The following is a 10,854-nucleotide window of genomic DNA, read 5'->3' as shown; positions in this document are numbered from 1 at the left end:
AGAAAATTACCTATAAAAAAACCGGCGAAAAACGCCGGTTTTTGAGTTTACTTGTTTAAACGTAAGTTACATCTTGTACGCTACGGTTACATAGCCAAAGCGACCTATGTTGTCATAGGCAGCATCGGTTGAGCCAGTACCGGTTGTACCCGTAGGTAGTGCACGGTTAAACAGGTTATCAATACCCACGGTTAGGCTTACACCATTTTTAAAGTTGTAACCCGCAGTTACATCAGTTACTGCGTATGAAGGTAGTTCCATACGATCACTTGGGTTAGGATTTAGCGCTAGGTCTTGATTGTCGTAAATGCTAGCGCGCTCGATATAGCGCGTTTTCCAGCTTGCTTCCCAATCGCCACGGCTGTAGTTCACCGTGAATACGCCTTGCCAGTCAGACTCACCAGCAGTGCCAGCGTTTTGATAAAATAGCTCTGGGTTGTCTTGGAATGGAAACTCTTTACGATCTTTTAGGTAAGTCGCAATTAGGCTTGTACGGAACGCACCTTCAAGTGCATCAAAGTCATAGCCTAATTCGAAATCTACACCTTTGGCTTCTTGACCCGCAATGTTTAGTGCGTAGCTGCGAATTTGTGTAATTTCGCCTGATTCTGAATCACGGTCGATAAGACCACAGTACGGATTATCGATGCCTGTTTCAGAGTCTACACAACGGTCTAGAATAGTTTGACCATCAATGTTGGTGATGGCGTCTGTAAGTTCAATTTCCCAGTAATCGACTGTCGCAGTAAAGCCTTCAAACCAAGCTGGAGTATAAACTAAACCTAGGGTTTTAGAGATAGACTGTTCTGCTTGAAGGTCGATGTTACCACCGTTTACGCCTTCCAACGTTGCCGCATCATAGTCAGAGTTGAAGTCTGCCGGAACGCCAAGTGCTGCGCAGTTAGCAATACGTTGGTCGGCATTCGCTAGGTTTTCTAGGTTATCTGTACGGCATGGATCGTCAACATTGAAGAACGTCTGGCTGGCTTCACCGTAAAGCTCGCTAATGTTAGGTGCACGAAGGGCAGATGACTTAGTCGCTCTAACACGTAAGTCTTCGAAAACCTGCCAATCTAAACCAAGCTTCCAGCTTTTTGCATTGCCGATAGATGAATAGTTTGCAATACGCGCTGCAGTGTCTAACGTAAGCATATCAACACCTGGAAGACCTTCAAGAAGTGGGATAGTAACTTCAGTGAATACTTCAGAAACGTCGTATTCACCCTTGTCTTCACCTAGCGCATTAAAGAAGGTACCTGCAGCGTTTTCAGGCTCATCAATTTCACTTTTCTCTTTGCGGTATTCCACACCTGCTGCGAAACCTACATAGCCCGCTGGCAACTCGTAGATACCCGAGTTGGCGATTGTTGCGCCTGCGTTGTACTGTTCAATTTTGCTCGTACCTACAGACGTGGTATTCACATAGTCGATAGCTTCTTGTGAAGCTTGACCGTAACCCATAATGTTAAGAGGAACACAGCCATCTTCGCTTCCTGATGCACAAACAATGTTACCATTGTCATCTTCCACTGCATCTATTGCGTTGTAGAAGTTTTGCAAAATCAGATTGTTGCGATTTTCACGCTCGAGCTCTGTTTTACCGTAGTTTACAAACGCTTCGTAGTTCCATTCATCATTGATATAGCCTTCTACACCTAACACGTAGCGATAGGTTTCACGCTCGTCAGCTTCCGTACGAACACCTAAATCGGTCATCATGCGGTTAAGCTCAATACTATCAAGACCGTTTGCGTCCATGTACTCAGCAACGCTGTCATCTAAGAATGCGTTGTTGCGCGTTATAGTTGTTTCATCGCTATAGAAAAAGAACGCTGGTTGCGCCATAGAAATAGCACGAGTGCGTGCGTATTTAGCTTGCGCATAAACCGTAGTGTCGTCATTAAGCTCGTAGTTACCCTTAACGTTTAGATTAGTGCGGTCGAATTCTGGCTGTAGCTGTGTGAACTGGCGAAGGTTGAAAGAATCACAGTTTGCGCAGAAAACACCATCTACTTGGTCACCAATATAGATGTCTTTAATTGAACCGTCGGCGTTGAAGGTTTTCGTTCCATCGCCGAATACACCCGCATTGTTGATTACGTAGTAACCCGCGTTAGCAGTGTAAATATCATCTGGGTAGGCGGTTGAATCTAATTGATCTTCACTGCGCTCGTAACCCATGATGCTTTCAAAGCTCATGTTGCGATAGGGTGTAGCAGTCCAAGGGTTGTCTAAAGCATCTAGTGACTCTTGAGAGCTGTATTCAGCAGCAAAAGCGATATTGCCGCGGTCGTTGTCAAAGTTAAAACCATAAGACGCTTGGTACTTATCGTTTTTATAGCCATTTTCCTGCGCAAAGCCTTGCGTTGCGCTAACATCAAACCCTTCAATATTCTTTTTAAGAATGAAGTTAACCACACCGGTCACAGCGTCGGCACCGTATACGGCAGATGCACCGCCTGTTACGATTTCTACGCGCTCAATCCATGACGTTGGAATAGTGTTGGTATCGACAGCAGCAGTACCCGCTGATGAAGAGACATGACGCTTACCGTCAACCAAAACAAGCGTGCGGTCGGTGCCCATACCGCGAAGGTCTAGAATGTTTAAACCCGCAGTACCGATGAATTGACTTGAGTTACCTAGCGAGAACGTATTCGCCAATGAAGGCAGTTCGTTAAGCACCTCTCCAATGTTCATCGCGCCAGAGTTAAGTAGTGACTCGCCAGAAATAGCGGTAACAGGCGAAGGTGCGATTGCGCCCTGACGAGAAATTCGTGAACCTGTAACTTGAATTTTTTCAACATCAGCGCTTTCTGTAGTTGAATCTTGCGCTATTACGTTGCCAGATGTCAGAGCGACACTACCAGCCAATGCTAACCGAACAGCAGTTGCAATGTTTTTCATGGATTGTTCCTAATGAATTAGAATTTATATGCTTGTTGTTAAATAAGGCCCAAAATTGTAGGCAAGCCTTACCATGTCGATTTATATTCGGATTTATACTTATGTCTAAGAGGGCGCGCATTCTAATGAGCAGGAACAAGCGAAATCAATTTTTTTCGATGAAACAACGCACTCCTTTTAGGTGGTTAACATTTAATTTATTTCTGATTAAATAGTAGGGTTTCGCTATGTATTGCGGGCGTTGTTTTAAACGTGAGCAGATCTAGTTTCTTTCATAACCAATTGTTCAAATTGTGGTGTGAATGAGCGCTTATTGACCTAATTTCACCTTGAGCTCATTCCAATAAAAATAAAGATATTGCAACCGAAATTTTGGGGATCTGGTTTGGCAGGTCAACTATTGGTCATATGAAAATTAGTTTTGCATTTCAGCGTAATAATTTGTGCTTTTATCGACGCGCTGAGAGTGTTAATTAAATTGTTGCGAATAGGTTAATCATAGGCGGCTTTTTCTTATTTTTAATCACTTACTACCACCCTAATTACACGTGTGAGAAATGTGTTGCTCATTGCCGGGTTATTAATCGAGGATAAACAATCAAACTAAATATTAACTCGGTTTTTGCCCGAGTTTTTCGATTGGTAAAGTGCTTTGTCTGCGTTTTCAAACAAAGCTTCAAAGTGGTAGGCGACTTTCGGAGCGCTAGCTACGCCGAAGCTTGCTGCAAGTTTGCCTTATTGCAAACTTGCTTTAAAGATATGAAGGAAATTGATAAAACTAGCGTTAAGCAGAGCGCTTAAGGGTTAATTCTCGTCTTACTATCGCAGCACCAGCGCTAAGTGCTTCAAGTTTACCTCTTGCAACATCTCGTGAAAGGGGAGCCATACCACAATTAGTACAAGGGTAGAGCTTATCTGCGTCTACGTACTTCAATGCTTCGCGCAAAGTAGCGGCGACTTCTTCTGGGGTTTCTATAGTGTCGGTGGCAACATCAATGGCACCTACCATCACCTTTTTGCCTTTAAGAAGCGAAATCAGCTCAATAGGAACATGGGAGTTGTGGCATTCTAACGACACCATATCGATGTTCGACTTCGCTAGCTTAGGGAAGCTTTCTTCATATTGACGCCATTCTGAGCCTAGCGTTTTCTTCCAGTCGGTATTTGCTTTAATGCCGTAACCGTAGCAAATATGAACAGCGGTTTCACATTTTAAGCCTTCAATAGCACGCTCTAATGCGGCGATACCCCATTCATTAACTTCATCGAAAAACACGTTAAAAGATGGCTCGTCAAACTGGATTATATCTACACCCGCAGCCTCTAGTTCTTTCGCCTCTTGGTTTAAAATTTTTGCAAATTCCCATGCAAGCTTTTCGCGGCTTTTATAGTGGTCGTCATACAAGGTATCGACCATAGTCATTGGTCCAGGAAGTGCCCATTTAATAGGCTGATCAGTCTGGCTTCTTAAAAACTTGGCATCTTCAACAAATACCGATTTTGGTCGCGTAACCGCTTGGGTTACAACAGGTACGCTAGCATCGTAACGATTGCGAATACGCACGGTTTTACGGTTTTCAAAATCTACGCCATCAAGATGTTCTATGAATGTGGTCACAAAGTGCTGACGGGTTTGTTCTCCATCGCAAACAATGTCGATGCCAGAAGCGGTCTGCTCCTGAAGTGTAACGCGCAGCGCATCTTTTTTACCTTCTTCCAGCGCTTCATTTTCTAACTTCCAAGGCGACCATAGCGTTTCGGGTTCTGCCAGCCATGATGGTTTTGGAAGACTGCCTGCAATAGAGGTGGGGAGTAGTTTTTTCATGTAGTTTGGTTTCTTTTAATCAATAATTCGGATAGGTGAATACAGGGCAGGGCGTACTGCCCTTTTCATCGATATTTCGAATTCAATTAGCCCTGTTCGAACGTTATGAGCCGCGCTATAAAAAGGTATTATTAGGCATAGCTTGCCGCAAATTGCTGTAGCTTGTGTTGATAAGGCTTCAGAAAATTATCTTCTACAAACTTGCCTTGCTCAACAGCGAGCTGGCTGCGCTCTTCACGGTCATACACGATGCGTGTTACAGAATGGTCGCTATTTTTTAAATTTGGCTTGTAGCTTAGACCTGCTTGTGCGTTTGCGTTGTAAATTTCTGGGCGATAGATTTTCTGGAACGTCTCCATGGTCGCAATCGTGCTAATAAGCTCTAAATTGGTGTAGTCGTTTAGCAAATCGCCGAAGAAATAAAAAGCAAAAGGCGCGGCGCTGTTGTGCGGCATGAAATAGCGCACGTTTAAGCCCATCTTTTTAAAATATTGCTCAGTTAGCGACGTTTCATTAGGCTGATATTCCACACCTAATACAGGGTGCTGGTTCTCTGTTCTGCGGTAGGTTTTGTTGTCAGAAACACTCAAGCAAATTACTGGCAGCTTTGAAAAGTGTGTTTTATAGGCTTCTGAATTAACAAAGTATTTAAACAGTTTGCCGTGGAGGTCGCCAAAGTCGTTGGGTACACTGAAAGACGACTGTCCACGGTTATGATTCGATAGACGAACGCTAAAATCATAATCGCGCACATAAGACGAGAAGTTGTTACCCACGATACCTTGGGTGCGTTTACCGGTTTGCTTATCGATGATATTGGTTTGCAATATCTCGATAGTGGGGAAGGTGTTGCCGTTTCCTTCTATATCAATATCTACCGATACTATTTCTAGTTCAACGGCATAGCGGTCACCACGTTTATTGTCCCAGCTAGCTAACGCGTTAAACCGATTGTTAATCATACTTAACGCATCGCGTAAATTCTCTTTTCGGCGCTCACCTCGCGCCAAATTAGCAAAATTAGTAGTAATGCGCGTATTGTCTGACGGGTGATAATCTTCATCAAACTTGACGCTGTTAATAGTAAAAGAGAAATTTGTGTCCACGTTACTGTTCATGAAAATGCGCTTCTATCCAAAAGATTAAACCGAGTGTTGTAACTGCTGTAAAAGCTATAGGTACGTTATACGGGGTTTTAATTATGAGTAAAAATGACTTAATTTCATTTTTTAATGAATTTTATTCATTCGTGAGCTTTAATTTAGGCAGAGTTAGTACTTGGCGGTAGTTTGTCGTATCAATGTCGTAGCAATTTCGTGAGCAATTAAGCAAAATCCTCAGTGGTTTTGTTTTTAGTGAAAGGGATTTTTAATGAAAGAAACTATTAACAGTGAGGCATTGAAGTGTTTTAGACGGGAAAAATCCTGGTCTCAGGAAAAATTGGCTAATGCGGCGGGATTAAGTTTACGCACAATCCAACGGGTAGAAAATACGGGGATAGCCTCGCTAGAAACCAAGCTCGCACTTTCATCAACACTCAATGTGAGCATTGAACAGCTCTCAAGTTCTGCATTTACCTCTTCATTTTTCAACCCTCGTAAGTATCAAGCGAGATACGGTTATTTCGGGGCTGGGCTAGGTCTTCTTTTCGCTTATAGCGGCATTGTGTCAGGTGTATTTTTGAGTAACGTCAGTTATGGCGATGCTGGCGTATGGTTGGGTGCAGTGGGCGCGTTCATAGGGTTAAGTTTTGGCTTTATTGGGGTTTTAGCTAAAAGAGCAAAGTCGAATACTTGAACGGAAAATACTAACAAACTAAGCCCCAAGTCAATTCGACTGACAGTATTTGTTACAAACGGACATAAATCGCTGGTGAAGTTAAGGCTACACTATGGATAGTATAGAAGCCTTTGGGCGCTCTCTGAATTAAAGGTAGATCACAGCTGATAAACAAGGATGAGTTATGAGAAAGCAGACACATGCTAAAAGCGAATCGCTTTTTAACAGTATTTTGCGCATAGGGGTATTTTGGACACTACAACCTGCTTTTATTGCAATTTCTTTGTACTTGGCGCATTCAGGCGCCTCAATTGATGCGCATACTTTATATATTGCTGCTGCATTTTGCATTATTACTTTACTTGAAGTCGTCATTCCAGCGCGGTCTAGCTGGCGAAAAAACATAGGAGAAAACGCAGCGCTTCTTGGGTTTGTGTTTGTAGCAGCAATCGCCTATGTCGCGGTAGAGACACTTTATGAAGCTTCGCTTTTTCGATGGATGGAAAATTTTAACCAGGCATGGCAACTGGATGTTTGGCCAACACAATGGCCCGTTATTGTGCAAGTCCTAATAATTTTCGCAGCATTCGAATTTGTCAACTATTGGTATCATAGGGCGTCTCACCGTTGGGGATGGCTTTGGAGGTTGTCAGGACACGGTGCTCACCATGCGTTTAAAAAACTAAGCAGCTTGAATTCTTTGGCAAATCATCCAATAGAGGCGTTTTTCCTTATCCTCCCGAGGGCTATTGTGGGTTTTCTTCTGGGTGGAGAAGCAGTTGGTGCTGCATTTGTTTCACTAACGGCAGTAACGGCATTACTTGCACACAGTAATTTGCGCCTAAACTCGGCGATAGTAGGCTGGTTCTTTACCACCAATCGCTATCATGTTCACCATCACTCTCAAATTATCAGTGAAAGTAACACTAACTTTGGCTGCGTGTGTATTCTTTGGGATCGGTTATTTGGAACGTTTCAGGACGCTGATACTGAAGATACTGGTATTAGTGAGGAACAGCCCAGTTACAGAGCACTTTTTGCGATGCCGTTTAAAAAATAGGGTTTTGCTTTACAACTAACATTGATAGCAAGAAACGCTTTGTACCTACCTAAAATCATGAAGAGCCATGAACTGTTTAACTCTCTATAAGACCAGTTCTATGAGTGATGGTGTGCCCGCCATTAGTGGTTGCGCAACGCGTCGATCAGCTCGTCTTTGTTCATGTTTGAGCGGCCTTCAATACCTACCTCTTTTGCTTTTTGGTAAAGCTCATCTTTAGTGCGGTCCTCGTACTTCTTGCCTTTTCCGCCATCTTTAGAAGGCGTTTGTTCGCTGTTTGCCTGTGCATTGGCAATACGTGCTGACTTTTCTTTGCTATAGCCTTCATCGCGAAGCGCTTCGTAAGTATCGTCGTTTTTAATTTGAGTACCGTGATCCTTAGCCATTTTGAAACTCCTGTTTTGCAATGTATTTAAAATTATAGATTTAACTATGTTACATACTCTGTATTCACCAAGATGGTTTAGCTTCGCATGAATGACAATCGGTGCTTTCTGAAAAATTGTTAGATAGAAGCGTCATAAAAAATGTCATTCATCGCAAACGCTCAAATGCTCAAAATACCACTGCACCGCAATGTAACGGCTTAAGGCGTTAAAACTTCTTGTATTGTCAATTTTAGTGCGTTTCATGCACGCAAAAAGTGCATTTGAGTCAATGGTTTACGTTTTTTATCCTATTGCACGTTCAAAATTAAGTCTTTAGTCTGAAGATATTGTAGATGGAAGGCAGAGCGAAATATGAATAATAATGTACAACAAACCACGGTGAATTCGTCACGTCGCAACTGGTTAAAGTCAGTAGGTTTAGGCGCTGGTGCAGTGGCATTGACTACTAGTGTCGACGGTATCATGGGTGAACTCTATGCAGCAGGAATGCCCACCGAACACTTTCCATCAGCTACCCCTAATGTGAACGACGGTCTTATTCGCTTATCGTCAAATGAAAATGCTTTTGGCCCATCAAAGAAAGCTGCAAAAGCGATGCAAAGCGAGCTTTTAAATTTAGCACGTTACACTGATGCTACCGTTGAAGTATTAGCGCAAAAAATTGCAGAGCAAGAGGGCGTATCTGCCGACCAAATTGTTATTACAAACGGCTCATCACCTATTCTTTTTGGCTACGCTGACTGGATCACGAAAAATGGCAACAAACTAGTTACCTCTATGGCAACCTATGAAGGGGTGCCGCGAGGCGCTGAGTTTATGGGGGCAGATGTCACTTATGTCCCCCTTGCGGCAGACATGACATTTGACCTTGATGCGATTGAGGCAGCTGTAACCGAAGATACTACCGCCGTGTATGTATGCAATCCAAATAACCCCACGGGGAGCATGGTCGATGCAGCCAAACTGACTGCTTTTGCAAAGCGCGTGTCAAAGAAAGCACAGGTGTTTATCGATGAGGCCTACATTGAAATGTCTGATGCTTATCCAGCTAATGTGCAATCTAAGCTAGTAGCAGAAGGCCACAACGTGGTGATATGCCGCACCTTTTCTAAGATTCACGCAATGGCAGGCCAGCGTTTAGGCTACGCCATTATGCCCACCGAACAGGCTAAAACTATGGGAGGCATGCTACGCATGGGTGGTGTGAACTACTTGGCACTCGTGGCGGGAATGGCAAGTATGGACGACCATGCGAACTTAAACACAATGCGTTCACGCATTAAAACCGAGCGTGAAAAACTAGTGAAAGTGGCTAAGGAGTTGAACCAGCCGTATGCACCAAATCCGCAAGGGAATTTTATCTATATGGATACGGGTATGCCGCACGATGAATTCGCGGAAAAAATGAAAGCTCAGGGTGTAAAGGTGGTAGGGCGCACATGGCCAGGTTACGACTCGTGGTCACGGATCAGTGTCGGCACGCCTTCAGAAACAGATGCGTGCGTTAAAGCATTAAAAGCAGTACTTGCTTAGAAAAAACAATAATAACACCTAGCGCAGAAAGAAAAGGCTGAACACTAATTGTGTTCAGCCTTTTTAATAGTAGTTGTGCGAAAATGCACGCTATTTTTTATAGGATAAACTAAGTTTAAACTTTACTTTAATCCTTCCTTAAGTCTCTATTCTAGCCCTTATTTTTCGATAGCAAACGTTAAGCCTGCTTTTTCTTCTAGGCGACTAATTAACTTATCGCCTAAGGCTGCTGCTGGTGTGAAAAAGCCGCCAGATAGGTTAACGTCTTTACACAAGCAAAGCGCCGATTCTGAAATCATCTTGCTGGTAGAACCATAGCCAGGGTCTTTATCGCCTTTAACCGAAACGGCTAGCATATCGCCATTGGTGGCTGTACCTACAAACATCACATCGTAAAAACCGTTCTCACGCTCTTCTTTACTTGGGCCTTCACCAGGCTTAGGGCCATCATCGCTAGCCAGCGACTTATCTTTAGCGACGTGGTTTGCCATGGCTTCACCTTTCTCGCCAGGCCCCGTCATCATCATTTCATCGTACTGGAAGTTTTTACCATAGGCATAGCCACCTAAATAGTTCGTGCGGTGAACGTTTTTCGTATTGATTGCCGCCATAATGAAGGGGGCAACCCATGTACCTAATTGCTCGTCGAAATAAGGTTTGTTGCCGTCGGGCTGAGGCTGGTTTGATGCGCCATCGGTTAACGAATGCGGGTTGATAAGCGCGGCCATTACCGATTTGTCTTTGTGAGCAGCAGCCATGGTTGCTTTAAGGCTAGCAGCCGTGCCACCAGAGAAGGTTCCCTGCATCTTGCGAACGCGACCTTTAACGTATTCAATCACGTCGCCAGTTTGCTTTTTAGCATGCGCTTGTAAGTAGTGAACACCTAAGTCAAATGGTACTGAGTCAAAGCCGCAAGAAAATACAATGTTTGCGCCAGTTTCTTTGGCCTTCGCTTCATACTTATTGATCATTTGGTGCATCCATGCCGGCTCACCGCATAAATCTGTATATCCCGTACCATTATCAACACACGCAGAGAGTAACTTTTCACCGTAAATTTGATAAGGGCCCACTGTGGTGAGTACAACCGCAGTTCGTTTAGTCATAGCGTCTAGCGCGTCGGCATCATCACCGTCGGCTACAATGCTGGCAACACTATCACTAATACCCAGTTCCTGTTTTACATCGGTAAGTTTGGCTTCATTGCGACCTGCAACTGCCCATTTCACACTGCTGTCATTACCATACTGCGCCTGAAAGTACTCAGCTACTAGCTTGCCCGTAAAACCTGTAGCACCGAAGATAACTACATCAAATTCCCGTTCGTTACTCATTGTTTTGTCCTGTCTTATTTCGTTTTG

The 10,854-nt window shown here is 43.7% G+C and carries 8 protein-coding genes and 1 pseudogene; 3 read left to right on the top strand and 6 right to left on the bottom strand.

What is annotated here, in order from left to right; translation table 11 throughout:
• Positions 1-66 precede the first annotated feature (66 nt).
• The 4 genes and pseudogenes from ACXAFM_RS01085 to ACXAFM_RS01070 form a co-directional block, all read right to left on the bottom strand.
• A complete protein-coding gene (locus ACXAFM_RS01085; RefSeq protein WP_474832846.1) occupies positions 67-2,907 on the bottom strand; it encodes a TonB-dependent receptor plug domain-containing protein in 2,841 nt (946 codons plus the stop codon).
• Positions 2,908-3,510: 603 nt separating this feature from the next.
• Positions 3,511-3,624: pseudogene (locus tag ACXAFM_RS01080) on the bottom strand (diguanylate cyclase domain-containing protein); the annotation flags it as partial.
• A 67-nt stretch (positions 3,625-3,691) separates the two neighbouring features.
• Entirely contained in the window at positions 3,692-4,732 is a 1,041-nt protein-coding gene (locus tag ACXAFM_RS01075) for a methionine synthase (protein ID WP_474826130.1), read from the bottom strand.
• 131 nt (positions 4,733-4,863) lie between these two features.
• Positions 4,864-5,850 carry a DUF1852 domain-containing protein gene (locus tag ACXAFM_RS01070; protein ID WP_474826128.1) on the bottom strand — a complete coding sequence of 329 codons (987 nt, stop codon included), beginning with the start codon at positions 5,848-5,850 and terminating at the stop codon, positions 4,864-4,866.
• A 253-nt stretch (positions 5,851-6,103) separates the two neighbouring features.
• Between ACXAFM_RS01070 and ACXAFM_RS01065 the strand changes: the two genes are divergently transcribed.
• On the top strand, positions 6,104-6,529 hold the full coding sequence (locus ACXAFM_RS01065; RefSeq protein WP_474832843.1) for a helix-turn-helix transcriptional regulator: 426 nt from the start codon (positions 6,104-6,106) through the stop codon (positions 6,527-6,529).
• 166 nt (positions 6,530-6,695) lie between these two features.
• Positions 6,696-7,571, top strand: coding sequence for a sterol desaturase family protein (locus tag ACXAFM_RS01060; protein WP_474826126.1), 876 nt, complete (start codon positions 6,696-6,698; stop codon positions 7,569-7,571).
• A 122-nt stretch (positions 7,572-7,693) separates the two neighbouring features.
• Here the strand turns inward: ACXAFM_RS01060 and ACXAFM_RS01055 are convergent, their stop codons facing one another.
• On the bottom strand, positions 7,694-7,957 hold the full coding sequence (locus ACXAFM_RS01055; protein WP_334048819.1) for a DUF7218 family protein: 264 nt from the start codon (positions 7,955-7,957) through the stop codon (positions 7,694-7,696).
• Positions 7,958-8,311: 354 nt separating this feature from the next.
• Here ACXAFM_RS01055 and ACXAFM_RS01050 point away from each other — a divergent pair, with 354 nt between their 5' ends.
• The gene (locus ACXAFM_RS01050; RefSeq protein ID WP_474832840.1) at positions 8,312-9,493 is read left to right on the top strand and encodes a pyridoxal phosphate-dependent aminotransferase; all 1,182 of its coding nucleotides are present in this window, start codon (positions 8,312-8,314) and stop codon (positions 9,491-9,493) included.
• Positions 9,494-9,651: 158 nt separating this feature from the next.
• On the opposite strand, the gene ACXAFM_RS01045 is transcribed toward ACXAFM_RS01050, so the two are convergent.
• On the bottom strand, positions 9,652-10,827 hold the full coding sequence (locus tag ACXAFM_RS01045) for a saccharopine dehydrogenase family protein (RefSeq protein WP_334048821.1): 1,176 nt from the start codon (positions 10,825-10,827) through the stop codon (positions 9,652-9,654).
• Positions 10,828-10,854: the final 27 nt, after the last annotated feature.

The sequence above is a fragment of the Alteromonas sp. ABD4_190 genome (assembly GCF_056160105.1).
Note: the sequence above shows the minus strand (reverse complement) of the source record. Positions and strands in the feature narration are given on the sequence as shown.

Excerpts from the sequence above, each read along its gene's own strand:
- ACXAFM_RS01070 (WP_474826128.1), bottom strand. The coding sequence starts at position 5,850 with ATGAACAGTAACGTGGACACAAATTTCTCTTTTACTATTAACAGCGTC.
- ACXAFM_RS01060 (WP_474826126.1), top strand. The coding sequence starts at position 6,696 with ATGAGAAAGCAGACACATGCTAAAAGCGAATCGCTTTTTAACAGTATT.
- ACXAFM_RS01055 (WP_334048819.1), bottom strand. The coding sequence starts at position 7,957 with ATGGCTAAGGATCACGGTACTCAAATTAAAAACGACGATACTTACGAA.
- ACXAFM_RS01065 (WP_474832843.1), top strand. The coding sequence starts at position 6,104 with ATGAAAGAAACTATTAACAGTGAGGCATTGAAGTGTTTTAGACGGGAA.
- ACXAFM_RS01075 (WP_474826130.1), bottom strand. The coding sequence starts at position 4,732 with ATGAAAAAACTACTCCCCACCTCTATTGCAGGCAGTCTTCCAAAACCA.
- ACXAFM_RS01050 (WP_474832840.1), top strand. The coding sequence starts at position 8,312 with ATGAATAATAATGTACAACAAACCACGGTGAATTCGTCACGTCGCAAC.
- ACXAFM_RS01045 (WP_334048821.1), bottom strand. The coding sequence starts at position 10,827 with ATGAGTAACGAACGGGAATTTGATGTAGTTATCTTCGGTGCTACAGGT.
- ACXAFM_RS01085 (WP_474832846.1), bottom strand. The coding sequence starts at position 2,907 with ATGAAAAACATTGCAACTGCTGTTCGGTTAGCATTGGCTGGTAGTGTC.